The sequence below is a fragment of the Pseudomonas sp. BIGb0558 genome (assembly GCF_024807515.1).
GTDB lineage: Bacteria > Pseudomonadota > Gammaproteobacteria > Pseudomonadales > Pseudomonadaceae > Aquipseudomonas > Aquipseudomonas yamanorum_A.
Genome location: NZ_JANUEW010000008.1, coordinates 182667 through 206881, shown reverse-complemented (window position 1 = coordinate 206881; position 24215 = coordinate 182667). Strand labels below are relative to the sequence as shown.

20 protein-coding genes are annotated in these 24215 nt (G+C 60.8%); 7 read left to right on the top strand and 13 right to left on the bottom strand.

What is annotated here, in order from left to right:
* Positions 1-104: 104 nt before the first annotated feature.
* A complete protein-coding gene (locus tag M2400_RS13520; RefSeq protein ID WP_259197019.1) occupies positions 105-875 on the bottom strand; it encodes a MipA/OmpV family protein in 771 nt (256 codons plus the stop codon).
* A gap of 230 nt (positions 876-1105) precedes the next feature.
* On the opposite strand from M2400_RS13520, the gene M2400_RS13515 reads away from it, so the two are divergent.
* From M2400_RS13515 to M2400_RS13490, 6 genes are read left to right on the top strand one after another with little or no spacing between them, the layout of a single operon-like run.
* Positions 1106-1810, top strand: a complete 705-nt coding sequence (locus M2400_RS13515; RefSeq protein ID WP_177046913.1) for an MtnX-like HAD-IB family phosphatase — start codon at positions 1106-1108, stop codon at positions 1808-1810.
* On the top strand, positions 1803-3197 hold the full coding sequence (locus tag M2400_RS13510; protein WP_177079703.1) for an aspartate aminotransferase family protein: 1395 nt from the start codon (positions 1803-1805) through the stop codon (positions 3195-3197). The genes M2400_RS13515 and M2400_RS13510 overlap by 8 nt, the downstream gene beginning before the upstream one ends.
* The gene (locus M2400_RS13505) at positions 3194-4081 is read left to right on the top strand and encodes a carboxylesterase (protein WP_177046909.1); all 888 of its coding nucleotides are present in this window, start codon (positions 3194-3196) and stop codon (positions 4079-4081) included. The genes M2400_RS13510 and M2400_RS13505 overlap by 4 nt, the downstream gene beginning before the upstream one ends.
* 52 nt (positions 4082-4133) lie before the next feature.
* Positions 4134-5258: a GNAT family N-acetyltransferase gene (locus tag M2400_RS13500; RefSeq protein WP_177046907.1), complete on the top strand. Its 1125-nt coding sequence runs from the start codon at positions 4134-4136 to the stop codon at positions 5256-5258.
* Positions 5258-7033: a HAMP domain-containing sensor histidine kinase gene (locus M2400_RS13495; RefSeq protein WP_177046904.1), complete on the top strand. Its 1776-nt coding sequence runs from the start codon at positions 5258-5260 to the stop codon at positions 7031-7033. The genes M2400_RS13500 and M2400_RS13495 overlap by 1 nt, the downstream gene beginning before the upstream one ends.
* Entirely contained in the window at positions 7023-8420 is a 1398-nt protein-coding gene (locus M2400_RS13490) for a sigma-54 dependent transcriptional regulator (RefSeq protein WP_177046902.1), read from the top strand. The genes M2400_RS13495 and M2400_RS13490 overlap by 11 nt, the downstream gene beginning before the upstream one ends.
* A gap of 143 nt (positions 8421-8563) precedes the next feature.
* Here the strand turns inward: M2400_RS13490 and M2400_RS13485 are convergent, their stop codons facing one another.
* The 8 genes from M2400_RS13485 to M2400_RS13450 form a co-directional block, all read right to left on the bottom strand.
* On the bottom strand, positions 8564-8893 hold the full coding sequence (locus M2400_RS13485) for a GlpM family protein (protein ID WP_176438680.1): 330 nt from the start codon (positions 8891-8893) through the stop codon (positions 8564-8566).
* Positions 8894-8911: 18 nt separating this feature from the next.
* On the bottom strand, positions 8912-10252 hold the full coding sequence (locus M2400_RS13480) for a sigma-54 dependent transcriptional regulator (protein WP_177046900.1): 1341 nt from the start codon (positions 10250-10252) through the stop codon (positions 8912-8914).
* Entirely contained in the window at positions 10249-12150 is a 1902-nt protein-coding gene (locus tag M2400_RS13475) for an ATP-binding protein (RefSeq protein WP_177121924.1), read from the bottom strand. Before M2400_RS13475 ends, M2400_RS13480 begins: the two co-directional genes overlap by 4 nt.
* A gap of 201 nt (positions 12151-12351) precedes the next feature.
* A complete protein-coding gene (locus M2400_RS13470) occupies positions 12352-13086 on the bottom strand; it encodes an amino acid ABC transporter ATP-binding protein (protein WP_010170183.1) in 735 nt (244 codons plus the stop codon).
* Positions 13083-13754: an amino acid ABC transporter permease gene (locus tag M2400_RS13465; protein ID WP_010170181.1), complete on the bottom strand. Its 672-nt coding sequence runs from the start codon at positions 13752-13754 to the stop codon at positions 13083-13085. Before M2400_RS13465 ends, M2400_RS13470 begins: the two co-directional genes overlap by 4 nt.
* The gene (locus tag M2400_RS13460) at positions 13754-14500 is read right to left on the bottom strand and encodes an amino acid ABC transporter permease (protein ID WP_177046895.1); all 747 of its coding nucleotides are present in this window, start codon (positions 14498-14500) and stop codon (positions 13754-13756) included. Before M2400_RS13460 ends, M2400_RS13465 begins: the two co-directional genes overlap by 1 nt.
* Before the next feature lie 195 nt (positions 14501-14695).
* Positions 14696-15622: a glutamate/aspartate ABC transporter substrate-binding protein gene (locus M2400_RS13455; RefSeq protein ID WP_177132962.1), complete on the bottom strand. Its 927-nt coding sequence runs from the start codon at positions 15620-15622 to the stop codon at positions 14696-14698.
* A gap of 337 nt (positions 15623-15959) precedes the next feature.
* Complete coding sequence (locus M2400_RS13450) at positions 15960-18155, bottom strand: TonB-dependent siderophore receptor (protein WP_256390430.1); 2196 nt, start codon at positions 18153-18155, stop codon at positions 15960-15962.
* A gap of 253 nt (positions 18156-18408) precedes the next feature.
* Between M2400_RS13450 and M2400_RS13445 the strand changes: the two genes are divergently transcribed.
* Positions 18409-19131, top strand: coding sequence for a tetratricopeptide repeat protein (locus M2400_RS13445; RefSeq protein WP_259197011.1), 723 nt, complete (start codon positions 18409-18411; stop codon positions 19129-19131).
* A gap of 48 nt (positions 19132-19179) precedes the next feature.
* Here the strand turns inward: M2400_RS13445 and glpD are convergent, their stop codons facing one another.
* The 4 genes from glpD to M2400_RS13425 all read right to left on the bottom strand — a co-directional run bounded on the left by glpD (position 19180) and on the right by M2400_RS13425 (position 24184).
* On the bottom strand, positions 19180-20718 hold the full coding sequence (gene glpD, locus M2400_RS13440; protein ID WP_177079707.1) for a glycerol-3-phosphate dehydrogenase: 1539 nt from the start codon (positions 20716-20718) through the stop codon (positions 19180-19182).
* A gap of 174 nt (positions 20719-20892) precedes the next feature.
* Positions 20893-21648 carry a DeoR/GlpR family transcriptional regulator gene (locus M2400_RS13435; protein WP_003208723.1) on the bottom strand — a complete coding sequence of 252 codons (756 nt, stop codon included), beginning with the start codon at positions 21646-21648 and terminating at the stop codon, positions 20893-20895.
* Positions 21649-21742: 94 nt separating this feature from the next.
* Positions 21743-23248 carry a glycerol kinase GlpK gene (glpK, locus tag M2400_RS13430; RefSeq protein ID WP_003208721.1) on the bottom strand — a complete coding sequence of 502 codons (1506 nt, stop codon included), beginning with the start codon at positions 23246-23248 and terminating at the stop codon, positions 21743-21745.
* Positions 23249-23329: 81 nt separating this feature from the next.
* Positions 23330-24184: an MIP/aquaporin family protein gene (locus M2400_RS13425; RefSeq protein WP_177046886.1), complete on the bottom strand. Its 855-nt coding sequence runs from the start codon at positions 24182-24184 to the stop codon at positions 23330-23332.
* Positions 24185-24215 lie beyond the last annotated feature (31 nt).

Genomic DNA, 24215 nt, shown 5'->3' with positions numbered 1-24215 from the left:
TGGGGCAAGAGCGTTTTGCTTACTTTTGCGCTGTTCAAAAGTGAGCCGCTGTAAGAGCGGAACCATAGGCGGCCATCACCCAAATAACGGATATGCCCCCCCTCTCAATCAAACTTATAGCTGATAGCAGTCTGCACCTGCCCCTGATTCACATCCCCGGTTTCCTTGACGATGCTGCTATTGGCCGCCGAACCAACAAGGTGAGTCCAGCTGGCACTGGTCAACAGCGACCACTTCGCATCCAGGGGAAACTCAAAACTCTGCGTCAACGTCAGGTTCTGAAACCCGGCACTGGCGTTATAAGGACGAAACCCCGAAGCCGCAGCCTCATTGGCATCCACCCCGAAAAACGTCTGCGCCTGGCGCGCATCGGCAAAATGCGCCATCAAGCCGGTGCTGCCGATGATGCCGCTGCCCAACGGATAACCCAGCTCACCCCCAAGCTTGCCCACCACACCGCTTTGATCCCGCGCACCACCCACGGTCTGACCCATCTGGGCGTATACCCGCCAGAACTCAGCCGGCGCGTACTGAATAAAGCCACCCACCTCAGCCATGTCCGAAACATCACGCAACCCCCGCAACGACCCGTTCGCAGTCCGCCCCGGCAAGTAATTGATATAAGGCCCGGCCGTAAAACCATTGGTATTCAGGGCACTCCAGGTCAGCCCATCATCGGTACCCAGGCTGACATTCCCCCAATCCAGATCGAAGTAAGGAATGGGCCGCGTTTCGTAGCGGCTGCCCGTCGGATCATGGGGCTGATAGCTGACACCCGCGCCGACCTCACCGGTAATCCCGTCCGCCAGCGCAGCGCTCGAAACGCCCCACAGCCCCAGCAAACCGGCGAATACAGCAAAAGTAACCCTGAACATGGAGCCATTTCCTTTTGTGAACATGCGCGCATGAACGCGCAAACACCCGACGTTAGGCAAGCACTCATCTAGGTTGTAGCAAGCTACAAAAATTGTAGCCGGTTCCGACACAACCACCCACTGACACCCGCCAAATCCCCTGAAAACAGGGGCTGGAGGCACTTGGCACACTCCGTGCTCTAGCACTCTGCAAGCGCAACAGCGCGTTCCTACTTCATAGGTAAATGCAGATGATCCACTGGCATATCGTGTGTGACTTCGACGGGACCATCACCCCCACCGACGTCATCGACAACGTCCTCCAACGCTTCGCCGGCCCCGAGTGGGAAACCATCGAACAGGAATGGCTGGATGGGCACATCGGTTCGCGCGAATGCCTGAGCCGTCAACTGGCGCTGATCAAGGCGACCCCGGCCGAACTGCTGGCCTACTTCGACAGTGTCGAGATCGACCCGGACTTCCCGGATTTCGTCGACCATGTCATGGGCCTCGGCGCTTCCATTGAAGTGGTCAGCGACGGCATCGAACAAGGCATCGCGCGGATTCTGTCGCGCAACTATGTGACCTTGCTGCCGATCCTCGCCAACCGCCTGCGCCAGGTCGACCAGAACAGCTGGCGCATCGACTTCCCGTATTCCAGCGACGCGTGCCGCGCTGCGTCCGGCAACTGCAAATGCAAGTCCACGCCGCGCAACAAGCGCGTGCTGGTGATCGGTGACGGCAAGTCCGACATGTGCGTGGCTTCCACCGCCGACTTCGTCTTCGCCAAGGCCAGCCTGGCCGACTACTGCGAAACCAACAACATCCCCTACGTGCGGTTCGACACCTTCGCCGAACTGCCGGCATTGCTGGCCAAGTTGCCTCAAGGCATCGCCGCCAACGCCAACTCTTACAGCACCTCTTCCGACAATCAGGAACTCTTCCACCATGTCTGATATTCGTATTGCCACCGCAGAAGACCAGGTTCTTCTGGATAAAGAAGCCAAGTACTGCTCCTACGGCGACACCGTTCACTACATCGACCCACCACGCATTTTCAGCCGTTGCGAAGGCTCCTACGTGTGGGACACCGAAGACCAGGCTTACCTCGACCTGCAAATGTGGTACTCGGCCGTTAACTTCGGTTACGCCAACCCGCGCCTGAACAACGCGCTGAAACAGCAGATCGACACCCTGCCGCAAATCGCCAGCCAGTACCTGCACAAAGGCAAGATCGAGCTGTCGGAAATGATCGCCGTCGACGCCAAGAAGAAATTCGGCCTCGACGGTCGCGTGCACTTCAACGTGGGCGGTTCGCAGTCCATCGAAGACTCCCTGAAAGTGGTGCGTAACGCCACCAACGGCAAGAGCCTGATGTTCGCCTTCGAAGGCGGCTACCACGGCCGTACCCTCGGCGCGTCGTCGATCACTTCGAGCTACCGCTACCGTCGCCGCTACGGCCACTTCGGCGAGCGCGCCAACTTCATTCCGTTCCCGTACCACTTCCGCGGCCCGAAAGGCATGACCAAGGAAGAATACGGCAGCCACTGCGTGCAGCAGTTCGCGCGCCTGTTCGAAACTGAATACAACGGTGTGTGGGACCCGAAAGTCGGCCAGAGCGAATACGCCGCCTTCTACGTCGAGCCGATCCAGGGCACCGGCGGCTACGTGATCCCGCCGATGAACTTCTACAGCGAGCTCAAGCAGGTCCTCGACCAGCACGGCATCCTGATGGTCGTCGACGAAATCCAGATGGGCTTCTGGCGTACCGGCAAGCTGTGGTCGATCGAACACTTCGACGTCAAACCTGACGTGATCGTCTTCGGCAAGGCACTGACCAACGGCCTGAACCCGCTGGGCGGCATCTGGGCCAAGGAAGAGTTGATCAACCCGAAAATCTTCCCGCCAGGCTCCACTCACTCCACCTTCGCGTCCAACCCGTTGGGCACCGCGGTAGGTCTGGAAATGTTCAAGATGACCAGCGAAGTCGACTACGGCGCGATGGTCATGGCCAAGGGCAAATACTTCCTGGCCGGCCTGCAAGAGCTGCAGAAACGCTTCCCGATCATCGGCGATGTCGATGGCCTGGGCCTGGCGCTGCGCTGCGAAATCTGCGGCCCGGATGGCTTCACTCCGGACAAGGCGACCCTGGACTTCATGGTCGACGAAGGCATGAAAGGCGACATGGTGGTTGACGGTCAGAAACTCGGCCTGATCCTTGACGTGGGCGGTTACTACAAAAACGTAATCACCCTGGCACCGTCCCTGGAAATCAGCTACCCGGAAATCGACCTGGGCCTGAAGCTGCTTGAGCAACTGCTTGTGCGAGCGACCAAACGGTGATTGGCCACGAGATCGACCTCGGTGAAGGTGATGCCGGCTTCGTTCTCGGTAGCGGTCCGGTCGGGATCCTGTTGATCCACGGCCTGACGGGCACCCCGACGGAACTCCGTCGGGTGGCCCAGGGTTTGGCCAAGGTCGGTAACTGCACGGTGTACGTGCCGACCCTGGCCGGGCACTGCGGGGACAACAGCGACCTGCAAGCCACCGGCTGGCAGGACTGGTACGAAGGCGTGCGCAAGACGTTCGTCGCGGTGAAACAACGCCACGAGCAGGTGTTTGTCGGCGGTTTGTCGATGGGCGCGGTGATGTCGATGTACGTGGCGTCGCAGTTCCCGGGCCAGGTCGCCGGCTTGTTGATGTACTCCACTACCTTGAAGTACGACGGCTGGAGCATCAGCAAGATGGCGTTCATCACGCCGTTTCTGATCCGTATTCCCTTCGGTGTGCGCCTGTTCCGCTTCACTGAGAAGCCGCCCTACGGCATCAAGAACGAGCGCCTGCGGGCGATCGTCGAGCGCCAGATGAAGGAAGGGGAGAGCAGCGAGGCGGGGCTCTTGACCATGGAAGGCGTCACGGTGCGCGAGTTGCACTGGATGAACGCCGTGGTGAAGAAGCTCATGCCATCGATCAAGACCCCGGCCCTGGTGCTGCATTCCATCGAGGATGACATCACCAGCCGCTGGAACGCCGATTACGTGGAGCGCCACCTCGGCGGCCCCGTGACCAAGATCCTGCTGGACAACTGCTACCACATGATCACCGTCGACCTGCAATACCGCCGGGTGATCGAGTTGAGTGCCGAGTTTGTCGGGCAACACGCTGTTCCTGTAGGCGCGAGCTTGCTCGCGAAGGACGTGAACGAAAACGCGTTCTGTCTGGTTTAACGCGGTGCGCTTGAGTTTTTCGCGAGCAAGCTCGCTCCTACAAGGAAACGTTGTGATCACCGCCCAAGCCTTTTCGACCATTCGGGCCATCGAACGCAGTGCCTGGAACGACTGTTTTCCCGATGCCCTGGAGGATTGGGACTATTACGTGGCCGTGGAAAACGCCGCCATTGATGATTTTCAGTGGCGTTACCTCGCGGTGTTCGACGAAGCAACGCTGGTGGCGGTCGCGCCGGCGTTCATTACGCGGTATCGCCTGGACACGACTGTGTCGGGCGTAGGCAAGCGCTTTACCGAGCGCCTGGAGCGACTGTGGCCGGGTGTTTTGAAGTTGGGCCTGTACGCCATCGGTTCGCCCGTGGCGGAACAGTGCAATGCAGGCATTGCCAGCCACATTCCCGAATCTGAACGCCAGGCCTTGCTTGCGCAGTTGCTGCTTGCCGCACGCCGGGATGCCGATACGTTTGGTGTCGGGCTGGTGGCGGTCAAGGACGCACCGACCAAGGATGAAGGCTGGTCAAACAGCTGCCTTGGCGCGGGTTTCCAGAGCATGCCCAGCCTGCCAACGGCATTATTGCCGATTCCTTTTGGTTCAGTGGACGCCTACCTGGGTTCCCTGGACAAAGCCACCCGCAAGGACTTGCGCCGCAAACTGCGTGCGCCGGGCCCCCGCGTTGAGTGGCGACGTAATATCGACGACGTACTGCCGCGCATCATGGCGCTGTACGAGGCCACCCTGGAACGTTCCGACCTGCAGTTCGAGCGGCTGCCGGCGGGTTATTTCACGGGTATCCTTGAACAGCTGCAAGAACGCGCGGTCTGTGTGCTTTATTGGGTGGACGAGCAACTGGTGGCGTTCAACCTGATCCTGCTTAACCAGGATCGCCTGATTGACAAGTTTTTCGGCGAAGACATCGATTACAGCCGCGAATACAGCCTGGCGGTGCGCAGTTGGTTAACCAATATCGACTACTGTATTCGCCATGACATTGCGCTGTATGAGTGTGGTCAGGCCGGCTATGCCAGCAAGTTGCTGCTGGGCTGCGAGTTCCAGGGCAACAGCATGTTTTTCCGCCACCGCAACTGGCTGGTCAACCGTGCGCTGTTCGTTGCAAAAGTGTTTCTCCGACCGGATCGATCCGACCCTGCCATGGCTGCTGCGATAAGCGAAACCTGATGATCAACAAGACCCGTCAAAAAGCCCGCCCCTTTGCCATTTCGCGTTGGAGCGTCCAGCGCAAGCTGGTGTTGGCGTTCTGGCTGGTGACGGTGATCCCGACGATGATCGCGGCAGAACTGGCCGCCACAACGCTGTCGCAGATCTTCGACAGCAACGTGCGAATCTGGCTGCAGGAGTCGACCAAGATCGTCAAGGACGAGATCGGCGACATCCTCCACGACAACGCTCGGGTCGCCCAACTGTTCCTGCGCTACACCAAGCCGCCGTCGTCGCGCCAGGCCGAGAAACACGACAAACTGACCGCCGACATTGCCGCCGCCACCGACATCGATGTGGTCGCGCTGATCCGCAGCAGTGACCACAAGATTGTCTTCAGCACGGCCGCCGATGACATCGTCAAGCAAATCAACCTGGCCAGTAATGCGGTGTTGCAGACGGTCCAGGTGGCGGGCGTCACCACCGGCGTGGTGGTGTCGACCTTCGAGACCAGCGAGGACGGTGTTGACTATCAACTGCTGGTGGCCACCTACCTGGACAGCAGTTTCCTGACCAGCGTGGCCGATGTGCATTCCCTCGACTTGCGCTTGTACCTGGCCAACCCCAGCGGTTTCTCGGAGATTTTCTCCACCCAGCGCTTCGTCGATCACCCCAGCCGGATTCCGTCGAGTATCGAAGCCGCGCTGCGCAGCACCAAGCAGCCCAGCGAGCAGTTCACCAATAACTACAGCGGTTTGTACTGGCCGATCTTCAACGATGCCGGCGAACTGCAAGGGGTGATCTTCAGTGGCTTGCTGCGGCACACCAGCCTGGTGGGCCTGGTGAACCAGAGCAACCTGTTCGTGCTGATCTTCCTGCTCAGCTCGGCGTTGTCCCTGGCCGCTGGCATGTTGGTGTCCCAGCGCCTGACCCGGCCGTTGCGGGATTTGTCCGAAGGCGTCAGCGCGGTGATCTCGGGCAACTATCAGCATCGCGTGGCGGTCAGTGGCGGCGACGAACTGGCGCAACTGAGCAGCACCTTCAACCACATGACCGAGCGCCTCGGTGAGTTGCATCTCCTGGAAGCGCAATTGCGTCGCCGCGACCGCCTGCACGCGCTGGGCGAAGTCGCCATGGGCCTGGCCCACGAAATTCGCAACCCGCTGGGCATTATCAAAACTGCTACCCAGTTGCTGCACCGCCGCGCCGACCTGCCGGAAACCGACAAGCGTCACCTCGAGTACGTGATCAGCGAGGTCAGCCGGATCAACGACCTGATCACCGAATTCCTCGACTTCGCCAAACCCAGCGCACCGTTGCGTACCGTGCAGGCGGCACGGCCGGTGGTGGAGGAGATTCTCGGCTTCTGCGGGCCCGAGTTGTCGACCCATAACATCGACGCGCAAATCGATGACGAGGCTCCCGGCGCGACGATCTACGCCGATGCCAAACAGCTCAAGCAGGCGTGCCTCAACCTGATTCTCAACGCCATCGACGCCATGCCCGGAGGCGGCCGCTTGACCCTGGGCATCCGCAGTGTGGGCGGCAACACGGTGATCAGCATCGCCGATACCGGCGAAGGCATTCCGCCGGACATGATCGAGCGGATCTTTACGCCATTCGTCACCACCAAGGCCTCGGGCACGGGCCTGGGGCTGGCCAAAGTCTTCTCGATCATGGAAAGTCATGACGGCAGCATCGAATGTGTCAGCGAGAAAGATGCCGGCGCCACCTTCAGCCTGTACATTCCGGCCCAGGGTGACGACGGCGATGATGAGGATGGTGATGACGCATAACGTATTGGTAGTCGACGACGAACCCAAGCTCTGTGACTTGCTCTCGTCGGCCTTGAGCCAGAGCGGGATCCAGGTGTTTACCGCCGGTGACGGCTTGCAGGCGCTCAAGGTGCTGGAACAGGAAGACATCGACCTGGTGATCAGCGACTGGCGCATGCCCGGCATGGACGGCCCGGCGTTGCTGGCGGAAATCAAGGTGCGCTACCCGCAGTTGCCGGTGATCGTGATGACCGCCTACAGCACCGTGAAAAACGCCGTGCAGTCGATGCGCAACGGCGCCTACGACTACATCGCCAAGCCGTTCGACATCGACGAGCTGGACATCACGGTGGCCAAGGCCCTGCAGTTTCGCGACATCATGCGCGACAACGCGCGCATGCGGGCGGAGCTGGATGAGCATTCGCAGTTCGACAGCCTGGTGGGCGACAGCCCGGCGTTTCGCCGGGTGCTGCACGCCGTGGACTCGGTGCGCGACAGCAACGCTACGGTGCTGCTGACCGGCGAAAGCGGTACCGGCAAAGAGATGGTCGCCCGGGCCATCCACAAACACGGCAACCGCGCCGACAAGCCGTTTGTGGCGGTCAACTGCGCGGCGATTCCCGAAGGCTTGCTGGAAAGCGAGATGTTCGGCCACCGCAAGGGCGCCTTCACCGGCGCCGTGGCGGACCGGGTCGGGCGTTTCATGCAGGCCGACAAAGGCACGTTGTTCCTCGATGAAGTGGGCGACATGCCGTTGGCGTTGCAGGCAAAAATCCTGCGGGCCTTGCAGGAACGGGTGATCGAGCCGGTGGGCGACCCGCGCGAGCGCAAGGTGGACGTGCGGGTGATTGCCGCCACCAACAAGAACTTGCTGGATGCGGTGGCCAACAAAGAGTTTCGTGAAGACCTTTACTACCGTCTCAATGTATTCCCGATTCCACTGCCAGCCCTGCGCGAGCGCGTGGAAGACATCGCGCCGCTGGCCCGGCACTTCGCCCAGACCTTGAGCGCTACGGCCGGTAAACGCATCACCGGCTTCAGCCCCGAGGCGTTGCAGGCGATGGCCGCGTATTCCTGGCCGGGCAATATTCGCGAACTTCAAAACTGCGTGGAGCGGGCGACCATTGTCGCGGCGACGCCGGTGATCGAAGACATTGATCTGCCGGCGTACCTGTTCGCCTCCAAACCGGCTGAAGACGGCGTGGGCGCGATACTCAGCAACGGGCCGGGCGTGCCGCACGACCTGGATGCGGCGCTGGCCGAGGTGGAGAAGGCCTACATCATGGCCGCGTTGCAGGAGAGCAATGGCGTGCAGGCTGCGGCGGCCCAGAAGATCGGGATTTCCGAGCGCAGTTTCTGGTATCGGTTGAAGAAGCTGGGAATTCAGGTGGACAAGATCGTTCGTTGAAATTGCTGAAGCAACGCCGATCAACTGTAGGAGCTGGCTTGCCTGCGATAGCATCACCTCGGTGTAACTGACACACCGAGGTGCCTGCATCGCGGGCAAGCCCGGCTCCCACAGAAGCTGGCGCCCACACTGATTGAGGTGTGTCAGGCGTGCATGCGAACCCACACGCTGACCAACACCGTCGCCGCCATCAACCACGCCACGGCCGCCACCGCCAGCGAAGCCTCCAGCCGCATCCGGTCGACCATCACGTATAGCGTCGCCAGGTACACAAAGTACGGAATGATCGACCACATCCCGAACACTATCGTGGTCTTCAAATCTTCCACCGAGCGCCCCTTGCCGACGATGTAATGCGCGATCAGCGCGAACGTCGGAAACAGCGGCACCAGGCCCGCGATGTAATAGTTTTTGGTCTTGGCCAGCGCCGCCAGGATCAACACAACCCCGGCACCCAGCGCCGCCTTCAGCAATAAATCCACACTGTGCTCCTAGTGGCTAAGCCCGTACTTCTTGACCTTGTCGAACAGCGTGGTCTTGGCCATCCCCAGTTCCTGGCTGGCCTGGGTCAGGTTGCCGCCGCTGCGCTGCAAGGCGTCGTTGAGCAGGTTGCGTTCGAAGGCTTCCACCGCTTCGGTAAAGGCCAGACCGTGATTGCCGCTGCTGGCGCCGCTCTTCTTGAACGCCGGCAAGCCAAGCGCAAACCGCTCGGCCACGTTGCGCAATTCACGCACGTTACCCGGCCAGTCGTGGCTCATCAGGTTGGACAGGGTCTGGTTGTCGAGGTCGGGCGCGGTGCGGTCGAAACGCAGGGACGACTGCTGCAGGAAGTGTTCGAACAACTGCAGGATGTCTTCGCGACGTTCCCGCAACGGCGGCAGTTCCAGGGTCACCACGTTGAGGCGGTAGTACAGGTCGCTGCGAAACTGGTTGGCGCGGCTCAGGTCGTCCAGGTCGGACTTGGTGGCGGCGATCACCCGGCAATCCACCGCCACGCTCTGGTTCGAACCCAGGCGTTCCAGGGTGCGTTCCTGCAACACCCGCAGCAGTTTGATCTGCAGGTTCATCGGCATGCTTTCCACTTCGTCGAGGAACAGCGTGCCTTCGTGGGCGTGTTCGATCTTGCCGATGCGGCGTTTGCCGGCGCCGGTAAACGCGTTGGCCTCGTGGCCGAATATCTCGCTTTCAAACAGGTTTTCCGGCAGGCCGCCGCAGTTCAAGGCGACGAACTGATGGGAATGGCGCCGGCTGAAATCATGCAGGCAGCGGGCAACCAGTTCCTTGCCGGTGCCGGTCTCGCCTTCGATCAGCACGTTGGCCGAGGTGTCGGCGACGTTGGCGATCAGTTCCCGCAGGTTCTGCATGGCGGGGGAGCGGCCAATGATCCGGCCTTCCAGGGAGTCGCGCTCGGCCAACTGCCGGCGCAGCGACCAGACCTCCCGCGCCAAACCGCGTTGCTCGAGGGCGCGGCGGGCAACGTCTACCAGGCGTTCGGGGGAGAAGGGTTTTTCCATGAAGTCATAGGCGCCGTTGCGCATCGCGCCCACGGCCATGGAGATATCGCCGTGGCCGGTGATCAGCACCACCGGCAGGCTTTTATCCAAAGCCTTGAGCCGGGTCAGCAGCTCCAGGCCGTCGATGCCCGGCAGACGGATATCACTGATGACGATGCCGGCGAAGTTTTCACCGACCCGGGTCAGGGCTTCTTCGGCGCTGGCCACGCCCACGCTGGGAATGTCTTCCAGGGCCAGGGCTTGCTGGCAGCCGAGCAATACATGGGGGTCGTCTTCGACGATCAGCACGGTCAGGTCGGTGGTTTTTTCTGTGTTCATTTCGACTCGACTGGTTGAGGGCTCGCCAGCGGCAAACTCAGGACAAAGGCAGTACCACCGCTGGCCGGGTGCTCGACGGCAAGGTTGCCGCCGGTGGCCGCCGCGAGGCTGGCCGACAGTGTCAGGCCCAGGCCCAGGCCTTGCTCGCCGGGTTTGGTGGTAAAGAACGGTTCGAACAAATGCTTGCGGGCCTCGGGGTCAATGCCGTGGCCGTTGTCGCGCACCTGCAGGCGGTATTTGCCCTCGACGATGTCGCCGTCCAGCCACAACTCGGGGGCGGGTTGCGCCTGCATCGCGTCCAGGGCGTTGCCGATCAGGTTGACCAGAATCTGCTCCAGGCGGGTCTGGTCGATCTGCAACTGTGCGTGGGTGAAGTGACGGTGCACCGTCAGCGGCAAGCTCTCCAGGCGACTGCCCAGGATCTGGAACGTGGCGTCCACCGCCTTGCCCAGATTGGCCTCGCCCTGGTCATCACCGCGCCGGGCAAAGGAGCGCAGGCTGGCGGTGATGCGGCCCATGCGGTCGATCAGTTCGTTGATGGTCTTGAGGTTGGCGCTGGCGGTGTCCAGCGCCCCGCGCTCGAGGAAGCGCACGGTGTTGCCCGACAGGGTGCGCAGGGCCGCCAGTGGCTGGTTCAATTCGTGGGCGATGCTGGTGGACATCTGGCCGATGGCCGCGAGTTTGCCGGCCTGTACCAATTCGTCCTGGGCACGGCGCAGGGTTTCCTCGGCCTGGCGCCGCTCGCGAATCTGGCTCTTGAGCCGTTCGTTGCTGGCCCGCAGGTCGGTGGTGCGTTCGGCAATCCGTCGTTCCAGCTGATTATTGGCTTCCTGCAAGGCTTCCCGGGCGGCGAGCCGGGTGGCGATCACCTTGCGCCGCTCGTTCCAGGCGATCAGCAGGAACGCCACCAACGCGAAGGCCACGGCCACCAGGATGCCCTGGTTGATAGCGGCCTGGCGCAGGTCATTCAGCGGGGTCAGCAGGGTGAAGTTCCACGGGGTGTCATTCAGCGGGCGGGTTTGCGCCAGGTAGCTGACCTCGTGCTCGTCTGCCACCACTTCGCTGTTGGCCGGGAAGGTCAGCTTCTCGGTGCCTTCGTTGAGGCGCTCGCGGGCCAGGGGTTCCAGCTCGCTGAGGGTCGCCCAGTAATATTGCAGGCTGTGGGCGAGGCGGTCCTTGGTGTCATCGCTCAGAGGTCGCACGGACTTGAGGCGACGGGCCGGGTCGCTGGAGAGAATGATGATGCCATTCTCGTCACTGACGAAGGCCTCCAGGCGCGCCCGCTGCCAGCGCTCTTCCAGCGCTTCCAGGCGGACCTTGACCACGGCGACGCCGATGATCTTGCCGTGTTCTTCCAGGCCATGGGCCAGGTAATAGCCGGGTTCGCCGTTGGTGCTGCCGATGCCGTAGAACCGGCCCGGCTGGCCGCGCACGGCATTCTGGAAATAGGCACGGAAGGACAGGTCTTCACCCTGGTAACTGTCGGCATCGCGCCAGTTACTGGTGGCCAGCACGCGGCCGGTGGTGTCCATCACGTAGATCGCCCGGCTGCGACTGCGTCGGTTCAGGCCTTCGAGGTAGTCGTTGACGGTTTTGCGGGTTTCCTGATTCGGGTCGGCCAAGAGCCTGGAGACGCTGGACTCCAGCTCCAGGAGGCTGGGCAGGTAGGTGTATTTGCTGAGTTCGCTCTCGACGGTGCGGGCGTGTAATTCCAGCTGGCGTTCGCCGGTATCGCTGAGGGTGCGGATCCCATAGAACTCACTGATCCAGAAGCCGACATAACCCAGTCCGATCACCAGGGCGATGATCAGCGGCGGCAGGAACAATTGGCGAATCAGACGAGGCTTCACGGCAAGTGATGGCGGCGCGGCGCGAAAGAGGTTGGGGTCGCATTTCATCACAGATGCCTTGGGTCAACCAGAGCTGTCAGCCTGCGCGGTCCCGTGTGGGAGCAGGCTTGTGTGGGAGCCGGGCTTGCCCGCGATGCAGGCGCCTCGATGTGTCAGTTACACCGAGGTGATGCAATCGCAGGCAAGCCAGCTCCCACACAAGCCTGCTCCTACACAAGCCCGGTTTTCACAGGGCAGCAGTGGTGCTTTTTAGTGCTGCAGGATTTTCTCAAGGAAGTGCTGCGCACGCTCGGAGCGGGCGCTGATGTCGCCGAAGAATTCCTCTTTCGGGCAGTCTTCGATGATCTTGCCTGCGTCCATGAAGATCACCCGGTCGGCGACCTTGCGGGCGAAACCCATTTCGTGGGTCACGCACATCATGGTCATGCCTTCGTGGGCCAGTTGCACCATCACGTCGAGCACTTCGTTGACCATTTCCGGGTCGAGGGCCGAGGTCGGTTCGTCGAACAGCATGACGATCGGGTCCATCGCCAGCGCACGGGCAATCGCCACACGCTGTTGCTGGCCGCCGGAAAGCTGGCCCGGGTGCTTGTGGGCGTGGGCCGACAGACCGACACGCTCCAGCAGTTGCAGGCCTTTCTTGGTGGCTTCTTCCTTGCTGCGGCCCAATACCTTGATCTGCGCGATGGTCAGGTTTTCGGTGATGGTCAGGTGCGGAAACAGCTCGAAGTGCTGGAACACCATGCCAACGCGCGAGCGCAGTTTCGGCAGGTTGGTCTTCGGGTCGGCGATGGAGGTGCCATCGACCACCACGTCGCCCTTCTGGAACGGTTCCAGGGCGTTGACGCATTTGATCAGGGTGGATTTGCCCGAGCCGGACGGCCCGCACACCACGATCACTTCGCCTTTTTTAACCTCGGTGCTGCAATCGGTCAGCACCTGGAAGTCGCCATACCACTTGTTGATATTCTTGATAGAGATCATACGGCAAACCTTTTTTGCAGACGCTTGACCAGCAGCGAGGCGGAAAAGCTGATGATGAAGTAGACGACACCGGCGAAGATCAGGAACTCATTGGAGCGGCCGATGATGTCGCCGTTGGAGCGGGCGGAGTTGAGGAAGTCCACCAGGCCCACGGTGTAGACCAGCGAGGTGTCCTGGAACAGGATGATCGACTGTTGCAGCAGCAACGGGGTCATCTTGCGGAACGCCTGGGGCAGGATGATCAGGCGCATGGTCTGGCCGTAGGTCATGCCCATGGCTTGCGCGGCGGCCATCTGGCCCTTGGGGATCGACTGCACGCCGGCCCGCACGATTTCACAGAAGTACGCCGCCTCGAACATCATGAAGGCCACGACGCAGGAGGTGAATGCACCGATCGGGGTGTCTTCGCCGGTGATCCAGCGCAGCACGAACGGCACCGCCAGGTAGAACCAGGTGATCACCAACAGCAACGGGATCGAGCGGAAGTAGTTCACATAGGCGCCGGCCAGGCGCGACAGCAGTTTGCTGGACGACAGGCGCATCAGCGCGAGGATCGTACCCAGGACGATGCCGCCGACCACGCCCATGACCATCAACTGCAAGGTCATGACCATGCCGTTCCACAGGCCCGGGATGGCGGGGATGATGCCGCTGAAATCGAAGTCCATTATTTACCCCCCACGGAGATCAGGCCGGGCACGGCGACTTTCTTCTCGACCACGCGCATCAGCAGCATCAGGCTCATGTTCAGGGTGAAGTAGATCAGCGTGGCCAGGGTGAAGGCCTCAAACAGGTTGGCCGAGAACTCGGCGGTCTGTTTGGTTTGCGCCAGCAGTTCCATCAAGCCGATCAGGGACGCCACGGAGGAGTTCTTGAAGACGTTGAGGAATTCCGAGGTAAGCGGCGGAATGATGATCCGGTAGGCCTGGGGCAGCAGCACGTTCCAGTAGATCTGTGGCAGCTTGAAGCCCATGGCGCGCGCGGCAGCTTCCTGGCCCCGTGGCAACGCCTGGATGCCGGTGCGCACTTGTTCGCACACACGGGCGGCGGTGAACAGGCCCAGGCACACGACAACGCTCAGGTAGGCCGAGGTGGTCGGGTTAAGGTCTTGTTTGTACCAGTCTTGCAGGTTCTGCGGCAGCAGGTCGGGTATCAGGAAGTACCAGATGAACAGCTGAACCAGCAGCGGCACGTTACGAAACAGTTCCACGTAGCAGGTCGCGATGCCGGATACGAGGCGGTTTGGCACGGTGCGCATGACGCCCAGTATCGAGCCCAGCAGCAAGGCGATAATCCACGCCACGATGGCGATGGCAATGGTCCAGCCCAGGCCGGTGATGTACCAGTCGAGATAAGTCTCGCTGCCAACGCCGGTGGACTTGAAGAACACGCCCCAGTCCCAGTTGTAATTCATTAGGGTCTCCCCTCGAGATCGATCGATGTACAAGCACCCGCTTGGGGAAGATCCTTTCCCGCCCGGCGGCGAACGCCAGGCACACGCGATCGGCTCGAAAACTGCCAAGTCGAGTGTTCCAAAATTAAAGCCAGCAGGTAGTAACAGACGCCTGAGGGAACGTTGGCTCCCTCAGGACATAAGCTTAGTCAGGTATCAGATTTTTACGTCAGGCGCTGGCTTGTCGCTCGGGTTGGCGATCAGATCCTTGACCTTCTCGCTCATCGGGAAGTTCAGGTTCAGGCCTTTAGGCGGGATCGGGCTTTCAAACCACTTGGCGTAGATTTTGTTGATCTCACCGGATTTGTACAGGCCAACAATCGCGTCATCCACGGCCTTCTTGAAGGCTGGGTCGTCTTTGCGAACCATGCAGGCGTAGGCTTCGAAGGACTGCGGAGTACCGGTGATGACCCAGTCATCCGGCTTCTTGGCCTTGGCTTCTTCACCGGCCAGCAGGGCGTCGTCCATCATGAAGGCAACGGCGCGGCCGCTTTCCAGCATCTGGAAGGATTCGCCGTGGTCCTTGGCGGAGATGACGTTCATGCCCATCTGCTTGTCGGCGTTCATCGCCTTGATGATGCGCTCGGACGTGGTGCCGGCGGTGGTCACGACGTTCTTGCCTTTCAGGTCAGCGAAATCGCTGTAGGACGGCTTGCCATCCTTGTCTTTCTTGACCAGCAGGCGGGTGCCGATTTCGAAGATGTTGACGGTGAAGTCGACTTGCTGGGCACGTTCGGCGTTGTTGGTGGTGGAGCCGCACTCGATGTCCGCGGTGCCGTTCTGGATCAACGGGATACGGGTCTGCGAGGTGACCAGGTTGTACTTGGTCTTCAGGTCGGGTTTGTTCAGGTCTTTTTTCAGGGCTTCAACGATAGCCAGCTGAATGTCGTGGGAGTAGCCCACGGGTTTGCCCGAACCATCCGCGATATAGGAAAACGGAATGGAGCTGTCGCGGTGAGCGAGAGTGATGGTGCCGGAGTCGTTGATTTTCTTCAGCGTGCCGGTGAGTTCGGCGGCGAAAACTGGAGTGCTGATCAGAGCAGCAGCGATAGCTGCGCCCAAAATATGGGGAACGATACGCATCAATACTTCCTCGACATTTGTTTTTTTTATGAGACCGGTTGGGACGGCCACGTTTTTATATAAACAGTACTGCGAAAGCCTGTGACGGCTCCTGAGGCGCCTCAGACAATCGCCTACGAGTGTAGAGCATGAGTCGTGCCAGACCTGAAATAAAAGGTTAACAGTATGATTTATATAGAGATTAACTTTGTGTGACGGCTTTTTTGCCTCGGTGTAGTCCGGCAAACCGAATAGGTCGGGGTATGACGTTCGGAAAACCGAATGGCGGGATGGGCCTGTATCGCCCATGAAAAAGCCCCGGGAACAGGGCTCCCGGGGGCTGTTTTGTGTAGCGCTGTCAGAACGTGTAGTCGGCCGACACCACCGCTGCACGACCATCGCCAGGCACTGCCCAGCCATTGTTGCGGATGCGGGTCAGGTACTCCTTGTCGAAAAGGTTGTTGATGTTCAACTGCAGGTTCAACTGTTTGTTGACCTTGTAGCCGAGCATCGCACGTTGCACCGCGTAGCCGGGCGCAGTCGGGGCGCCGGCGGCGCTGACCAGGTACTGCTTGCTTTGCGCGGTGATGCCGTAGCCCACCTGGAAGTCGTAGGGCAGGTCATACACCGTCCAGAGACTGGCCGCATGTTTGGGCGTGAACGGCAGCGGCTCGCCTTTCTGCGCGTCGAAACCTGTGGTTGCCAGGGTGAAGTCGCTGGCGCTGCGCAGCACGCGGGTGTCCAGGTAGGTGTAGTTGGCGAAGACTTTCCAGCGATCCGTGATCGCACCGCTCAGGCCGAGTGCCACACCATCTGCACGGGCTTTACCGTCGAGGGATTGAGTGCCGCTCAGGTTGGTCGGGTCGTTATCGGCAACTTTGTAGTTGGTGCGGTCATTGCGGAAGATCGCGCCGGTGAGTGACAGGGCATTGTCGAAGAAGTCCCACTTGGTGCCGATTTCATAGCTGACGGCGGTTTCCGGGGCGACGTTGCAGTTGTTGGTGGCCACGCTTGAGCTTTTGGCCGGGGTGTAGCAGCCACCGTTGACGCTGGCTTGGGACGGCGTCTTGCTGTTGCCGTAAGCCACATAGAAGCTGCCGTTTTCCGCCGGTTTGTAGACCAGGGCCAGGCGGTAGGACGTCAGGTCATCGGCTTGGCCGAAACGAGTGCCTGGGGTTTCCACACCGGTACTGGAGTAGGCGTTGCTCACCGAACTGCCGGCGTTATGCTCGTAGCGCAAACCACCGTTGATTTCCCATTGCGGGCTGAGCTTGAGCGTGTCGAAGGCGTAGGCAGCACGGTTGTTCAGCGCGCCATCGACGTGGGCGGCGCGGGTGAAGTTGACCGGCCCGTTCCACTCGGAGTTCGGATCGCTGAAGCTCACCGGTGGCGGGACGATCGTGCTGCCGTTGGCGTTGGTCAGCCACTTTCCGGTATCCGCCTCATATTCCTCGCGGCTGATGGCGATGCCGGTCACCAGCGTGTGGTCGATAAACCCGGTGCTGAAGTGGCTGGTCACGTCGGTCTGGTTGGTGAACATCTTGTTCTGGGTGTTGCGTTCGTTACCCAGAGAGCCGCCGCTTGGCTGGAAAAAGCCCGGTTGCAGGCCTGCGGCGCAAGGGGCACCGGTGATCTGGGTGCCGCTGGCCAGGCAGCCGGCCTGGGCACCTTCGGGGCCCGAGGCGCGCAGGTCCTGGCGAACCCGCTCGACACGGGTGAAGTTGCGCACGGAGACGGCTTCGTTGAAGTCGTGCTCAAGCTTCAGGCTGAACGAGTCCGCGGTGGTTTTCTGGTCATTGATGTTGTGGTAGCCGTAGAAATCGCTCCAACCCACGCCCGGCATGGGCTTGCCGTTGTAGATGGGGATGCCGTACTGCGGCGTGTTGTCATCTTTCTGATGTTCGAAACTGACGGTGACGCGGGTCGGCGTGCCCAGGCCAAAGGCGATGGAAGGCGCAATGCCCCAGCGCGAGTAATCTTCATAATCGCGGCCAGGCACATCGTTACCATGGGCCATCAGGTTCAGGCGGAACGCGGTGGTGTCGTTGAGCATCTGGTTGGTATCAAGCGTGGTGCGCTTGTAGTTGTCGGTGCCGATGCCTGCGCTGATGGTGGTTTTGTCCCGCAGTTCCGGTTGCTTGCTCACCAGGTTGATGGTGCCGCCGACTGCGCCGGAGCCTGAATACACCGAACTCGCGCCGCTGACGACTTCCACCTGCTCCAGGTTGAACGGGTCGGTGCGGCTGTATTGCGCGCTGTCGCGCACGCCGTCGACGTAGATGTCGCCGCTGGCGGAAAACCCGCGCAGGTTGATGCTGTCGCCATACCCGCTGCCACCTTCGCCCGCACCGAAGGTAATGCCTGGCACGGTGCTGAGTACGTCGCGCAGGGTCAGCAGGTTTTGGTCATGAATGACTTCCTTGGGCACCACCGTAATGGTCTGCGGCGTGTCGCGCAGTGCCTCGGTGTACTTGGGGGATGAGGGAGCCACAGGGTTGTAGACGCTCTGGCTCGGGGCCTGGCCTTCGATGCTGGTCGCACCGAGCTGAATCACGCCTGTGTTGTCATCTGGTGCAGTCTCCGCTGCATAACTGAATCCTCCCTGCGCAGCCACTGCCAAGCCCACTGCCGACGCGAGCATATGCCGCGATGAAAGGGGGGCAGAACTGATCCCGGTAGCCATTGAGTAGTCTCTTGTTGGTGTTAGTGAGATGCGATCGTAATTGATAAGCGATCTCAAATGTAATACTTTGTAACCAAATAATTCATGAAACTTTTGCGATCCTTGATCGCCACACGGGGCAGTAATGCAGAGTGCGCAGCCAGGCAGCGAGCCGTCTGATATCGGTGATAACCCGCGTGCTTATGTGCGGTGGGTGATGCATGCGGCACAACTGGGTGATGCCGACGCACAGGCGACCCTGGCCCAACTGCTGCTTGACGGTCGCGGCGTGCAGAAGGATGAGGCGCTGGCATTGAGCTGGTTTCGCATCGCCGCGCGGCAGCGTCATCCCATGGCGATCAACATGATCGGGCGCTGCCTGGAGAATGGATGGGGCTGCGAAATCGACCTGGACGATGCCGCGCAGCATTACCGCAAGGCGGCCGATCTGGGATTGGATTGGGGTTTGTATAACTACGGACAACTGCTGACCCGTGGTCGTGGCGTGGGGCGCGATCTTGCTGCGGCGTATGAGCTGTTCGTCCGGGCTGCGGCCAAGGGGCATGCCAAGTCGATGAACCTGTTGGGGCGGTTCCATCACGAAGGCGTCGTGGTGCCCAAGGATGTTCAACTGGCGCGGCAGTGGTATCAGCGTTCCGCCGAGGCCGGGGATTTCCGAGGGCAGTACAACCACGCCTCGGAGCTGGCTGAAGACGGCGACGAGGTGCAGGCCTGCCTATGGCTGGAGCGGGCGCTTGCGACGGCTACTCCGGGCTTTTTGCAGGCGGCTTATCCCGTCTTGCTGGGTTCTGCGCTCAACGGGATCCGTGAAATGGGCCAGCGTTATCAGCGCCATCTGCAGACATGAAAAAGCCCCTGGACCTTTCGGTGCAGGGGCTTTTTTACTGCTGGTAGATCAGGCCGCTTCGATCTTGCCGCGATTGTGCTCAACCTTGGACAGGTAGCGCTGTACGTTTTCCTGTTCTTCCGGTGTGGTGAACAGGCCCAGCTTGCTGCGGCGCCACAGGATGTCCTGGGGCTGCGTGGCCCATTCTTCGGCGCACAGGTAATCGACTTCGCGGGTGTACAGGCCGCCACCGAGGTGGTCGCCCATGTCGGCCAGCGATTGCACGCCTTCCAGCAGGCGCCAGGTGCGGCTGCCGTAGGTGGTGGACCAGCGACGGGCAATCTCGCTTGGCACCCAGTCGTATTTGCTGCGGATTGCATCGGCCAGGGCTTCTGGCGTGCTCATGTTTTCACCGCCGGGCAGGGTGGCCGTGGCCGTCCAGCTTGGACGCATCTGGGTAAAGTACGGCGCCAGTTGTGCCATCGCCGATTCGGCCAGCTTGCGGTAGGTGGTCAACTTGCCGCCGAACACCGACAGCAACGGCGCCTCGCCCGAGGTGCCGGACAGCGCCAGGGTGTAGTCGCGGGTCACGGCCGACGGGTTGTCGGATTCGTCGTTGCACAGCGGGCGCACGCCGGAATAGGTGTGCACGATGTCATCGCGGCTCAGCTGTTTCTTGAAGTGCGCGTTGACCACGTTGAGCATGTAGTCGGTTTCACCTTCGGTAATCGCCACTTTCGCCGGGTCGCCGGTGTATTCGCGGTCGGTGGTGCCGATGATGGTCAGGTGATTCAGGTACGGAATGGTGAAGACGATGCGCTGGTCTTCGTTCTGCAGGATGTGCGCGTGGGCGCCGTCATACAGCTTCGGCACGATCAGGTGGCTGCCCTGGATCAGGCGGATGCCGTAGGGCGAGTCCAGCTTCAGGTCATCCTTGATGAACTTGGCCACCCATGGGCCGGCGGCGTTTACCAGCGCGCGGGCGCGGATCGAGAACAGGCTGCCATCGGCACGCTCCATGTTCATTTCCCACAGGCCTTTGCTGCGGTGCGCACTGACGCAACGGGTCTGGGTGTGGATATGCGCACCCTTTTCACGCGCGGCCATGGCGTTGAGGACTACAAGGCGGGCGTCGTCGACCCAGCAGTCGGAGTATTCGAAGCCTTTGGTGATTTCGCTTTTCAGCGGGCTGTCGGGGCCGAACTTGAGGCTCTTGGAGCCTTCGAGTTTTTCGCGCTTGCCCAAGTGGTCATAGAGGAACAGGCCGGCGCGGATCATCCACGCCGGACGCAGGTGCGGGCGGTGTGGCAATACAAAACGCATTTGCTTGACGATGTGCGGGGCCTTGGCCAACAGCACTTCACGTTCAGCCAGGGCTTCGCGCACCAGGCGAAATTCGTAATGTTCCAGGTAGCGCAGGCCGCCGTGGATCAGTTTGCTGCTGGCGGAAGAGGTGTGGCTGGCCAGGTCGTCCTTTTCGCAAAGGAATACCGACAAACCGCGCCCGGCTGCGTCTGCTGCAATGCCGACGCCATTGATCCCGCCACCGATAACGGCGACGTCATAGACTTCGGCAAGCGGTGGGGCAGGCAAGGTAGAAGGGTTCATCGGCTGGCCTCGCAATCTTTTTCGTATTGGAATTCGAACATAAATGTTCATTTGCGAAAATGGTAGCTCATAAACGCGGGCACAGCCAGTCCGCTTCGATTGAAAATACTGATCGAAGGGCGAGGAAAGGAAAATTTGTGAACATCAGGGGGCAGGACACCCCCCTGTTTGGGCTTACACCACTTCCAGCCGAATCTTGTGCTGATTCAACAGTTGCACCAGCGCCGGAACCGGCTGCTGATCGGTGACTAAACAATCAATCAAACTGATCGGTCCCAGGCGAATCATGGCGTTGCGCCCGAATTTGCTGGAGTCCGCCGCCAGGATCACCTTGCGCGCATTGGCAATGATCGCCTGGGAAACCCGCACTTCCTGGTAATCGAAGTCCAGAAGGCTGCCGTCTTCATCGATACCGCTGATGCCCACCAGGGCGAAATCGACCTTGAACTGGTTGATAAAATCGACGCTGGCCTGGCCCACCACGCCGCCGTCACGGCGCACGTTGCCGCCGGTCAGGAGTACGTCGAAGTCGTCTTTGGCACTCAGCATCATGGCGACGTTGAGGTTATTGGTGATGATTTTCAGGTGGCTGTGGTTAAGCAGCGCGCGCGCAATCGACTCGGTGGTGGTACCGATGTTGATAAACAACGAGGCATGATCGGGGATTTGCGCGGCGATGGCTTCGCCGATGCGCTGTTTCTCGTCGCGCATCTGGTCGGCACGCATGGCGTACGCGGTGTTTTCAACGCTGGAATCATAGGCTGCGCCGCCATGGTAGCGGCGCAACAGATTGGCTTCCGCCAGTTGATTGATATCGCGGCGGATGGTTTGCGGGGTGACAACAAAGAGCTGCGCCATTTCCTCGATACTCACATAGCCGCGTTCGCGGACCAGTTCGAGGATTTGTTGCTGGCGGGGAGGCAGATTCATGGTGCGTCCTTTGGGCTGCCGTAAAAAGTGGCCCATGATGACGCAGGAATCTGCTCCCTGCCAGTTGCAACCCTATGTGGGTCCGGCGCTTGGCTTATTCAGCGCCTTCGTGGGGTTCCCAGTCGCGGGTGCGGCTGACCGCTTTTTGCCAGCCGGCGTAGAGTTTTTCCTTCGCCGCTTCTTCCAGTTGCGGTTCGAATTGACGCTCGATCACCGCCTTGCCGCGCAGTTCGTCCAGGCTGCCCCAGAAGCCGCACGCCAGGCCAGCCAGGTAGGCGGCGCCCAATGCGGTGGTTTCGCGCATTTGCGGGCGCTCAACCTGGGTGCCGAGGATGTCGGCCTGGAACTGCATCAGGAAGTTGTTGGCGACGGCGCCACCGTCTACCCGCAGGGATTTGAGGCGTTCGCCGGAATCCTGCTGCATGGCGTCAAGCACGTCGCGGGTCTGGTAGGCAATCGACTCCAGGGCGGCACGAATGATGTGATCCACGCGTACGCCACGGGTCAGGCCGAACAGCGCGCCACGGGCATACGGGTCCCAGTACGGAGCGCCCAGGCCGGTGAAGGCCGGCACCAGGTACACGCCGTTGCTGTCCTTGACCTTGCCCGCGAAGTATTCGGTGTCGGTGGCGTCGGCGATGATCTTCAGCTCGTCACGCAGCCACTGCACGGTGGAACCGCCGTTGAACACGGCGCCTTCCAGGGCGTAGGCCACTTCGCCGCGGGGGCCGCAAGCGATGGTGGTGAGCATGCCGTGCTTGGATTTCACGGCCTTGTCGCCGGTGTTCATCAGCAGGAAGCAGCCGGTGCCGTAGGTGTTTTTCGCCTGGCCCGGTTCTACGCACATTTGGCCGAACAGCGCCGCCTGCTGGTCACCGGCGATACCGCCGATGGCGATGCCGCTTTTGGTGCGGCCGTAGATTTCAGAGGAGGACTTCACTTCCGGCAGCATTTCGCGCGGCACGTCGAGAATCTCCAGCATCTTCGCATCCCACTCCAGGGTGTGGATGTTGAAGAGCATGGTGCGCGAGGCGTTGGTGTAGTCAGTGACGTGGGTTTTGCCGCCGGTAAATTTCCAGATCAGCCAGCTGTCGATGGTGCCGAACAGCAGCTCGCCGTTACGCGCACGCTCGCGGCTACCTTCGACGTTGTCGAGGATCCACTTGAGCTTGGTGCCGGAGAAGTACGGGTCGGTGACCAGGCCAGTGGTGTCGTTGATGTATTGCTCGTGGCCGTCGCGCTTGAGCTGCTGGCAGATCTCGGTGCTGCGGCGGCATTGCCAGACGATCGCGTTGTAGATCGGGCGGCCGGTGATTTTGTCCCAGACCACCGTGGTTTCACGCTGGTTGGTGATACCGATGGCCGCGACTTGGTCATGGTGCAGGCCGGCTTGTGCCAGGGCCTCGACCATCACCGCGCTCTGGGTGGCGAAAATTTCCATCGGGTCATGTTCGACCCAGCCGGCTTGCGGGTAATGCTGGGTGAATTCACGCTGGGCGGTGCAGACCACGTTGGCGTCACGATCAAAGATGATCGCCCGGGAACTGGTGGTGCCCTGATCGAGGGCAATGATGTAGTTCTTATTCTGAATGTCGGTCATGTCGATTGCCTTGGACGGAGAATAGGGGGAGTCAAAAAATAGCCTGGGGCGCAAAAGGGCAGTACGGCCCAGGCTATCGCATCAGGAAGTGCGGGTTTTGCCGGTGGCGGCAGCTTCGGTTTCAGCAGTTGTAGCAGGTGCGGCGCTCGGCAGGTGACGGGCAATCAGCCCGCGATACGCTGCAGCACCGAGGCAGGCACCGACAATCGGCGCGAAGATCGGAATCAGGAAATAAGGAATGTCGCGCCCGCCCGTGAAGGCCATTTCACCCCAACCGGCGAAAAAGGTCATCAGCTTGGGACCGAAGTCACGGGCCGGGTTCATCGCAAAGCCGGTCAACGGGCCCATGGCGCTGCCGATCACGGCGATCAGCAAACCAATCAGCAGCGGCGCCAACGGGCCACGGGGCAGGCCGTTGTTGTCGTCGGTCAGGGCCATGATCACGCCCATCAGGATCGCGGTGATGACCATTTCCACCAGGAACGCCTGGGCGGTGCCCAGCAGCGGATGCGGGTAGGTGGAGAACACCGACGCCAGTTCCAGGCTGGCCTGGGTGCCGCGAATCATGTGGTGGGTTTGTTCGTAATCGAAAAACAGGTTGCTGTAGAGCGTGTAAACCAACGCGGCCGAGCAGAAGGCGCCGGCGACCTGGGCGATGATGTAGAACGGCAATTTGCGCTTGTCGAAATCGGCAAAGATGCACAGGGCAATACTGACGGCCGGATTGAGGTGAGCCCCGGAAATACCGGCGCTCAGGTAGATCGCCATGCTGACGCCGATCCCCCAGATGATACTGATTTCCCACAAGCCAAAGCTGGCGCCCGCGACCTTGAGCGCAGCAACACATCCGGTACCGAAGAAGATCAGCAACGCAGTGCCGAGGAATTCGGCCATGCATTGACTTGAAAGTGAAGGCTGTTGAAGAGCAGTTGTCATGGAAAACCTCTGTTTTTGTTGTTGTCTGGCG

Excerpts from the sequence above, each read along its gene's own strand:
- M2400_RS13520 (WP_259197019.1), bottom strand. The coding sequence starts at position 875 with ATGTTCAGGGTTACTTTTGCTGTATTCGCCGGTTTGCTGGGGCTGTGG.
- M2400_RS13515 (WP_177046913.1), top strand. The coding sequence starts at position 1,106 with ATGATCCACTGGCATATCGTGTGTGACTTCGACGGGACCATCACCCCC.
- M2400_RS13510 (WP_177079703.1), top strand. The coding sequence starts at position 1,803 with ATGTCTGATATTCGTATTGCCACCGCAGAAGACCAGGTTCTTCTGGAT.
- M2400_RS13495 (WP_177046904.1), top strand. The coding sequence starts at position 5,258 with ATGATCAACAAGACCCGTCAAAAAGCCCGCCCCTTTGCCATTTCGCGT.
- M2400_RS13490 (WP_177046902.1), top strand. The coding sequence starts at position 7,023 with ATGACGCATAACGTATTGGTAGTCGACGACGAACCCAAGCTCTGTGAC.
- M2400_RS13480 (WP_177046900.1), bottom strand. The coding sequence starts at position 10,252 with ATGAACACAGAAAAAACCACCGACCTGACCGTGCTGATCGTCGAAGAC.
- M2400_RS13475 (WP_177121924.1), bottom strand. The coding sequence starts at position 12,150 with ATGAAATGCGACCCCAACCTCTTTCGCGCCGCGCCGCCATCACTTGCC.
- M2400_RS13470 (WP_010170183.1), bottom strand. The coding sequence starts at position 13,086 with ATGATCTCTATCAAGAATATCAACAAGTGGTATGGCGACTTCCAGGTG.
- M2400_RS13465 (WP_010170181.1), bottom strand. The coding sequence starts at position 13,754 with ATGGACTTCGATTTCAGCGGCATCATCCCCGCCATCCCGGGCCTGTGG.
- M2400_RS13460 (WP_177046895.1), bottom strand. The coding sequence starts at position 14,500 with ATGAATTACAACTGGGACTGGGGCGTGTTCTTCAAGTCCACCGGCGTT.
- M2400_RS13455 (WP_177132962.1), bottom strand. The coding sequence starts at position 15,622 with ATGCGTATCGTTCCCCATATTTTGGGCGCAGCTATCGCTGCTGCTCTG.
- M2400_RS13445 (WP_259197011.1), top strand. The coding sequence starts at position 18,409 with ATGCAGAGTGCGCAGCCAGGCAGCGAGCCGTCTGATATCGGTGATAAC.
- glpD (WP_177079707.1), bottom strand. The coding sequence starts at position 20,718 with ATGAACCCTTCTACCTTGCCTGCCCCACCGCTTGCCGAAGTCTATGAC.
- M2400_RS13435 (WP_003208723.1), bottom strand. The coding sequence starts at position 21,648 with ATGAATCTGCCTCCCCGCCAGCAACAAATCCTCGAACTGGTCCGCGAA.
- glpK (WP_003208721.1), bottom strand. The coding sequence starts at position 23,248 with ATGACCGACATTCAGAATAAGAACTACATCATTGCCCTCGATCAGGGC.
- M2400_RS13425 (WP_177046886.1), bottom strand. The coding sequence starts at position 24,184 with ATGACAACTGCTCTTCAACAGCCTTCACTTTCAAGTCAATGCATGGCC.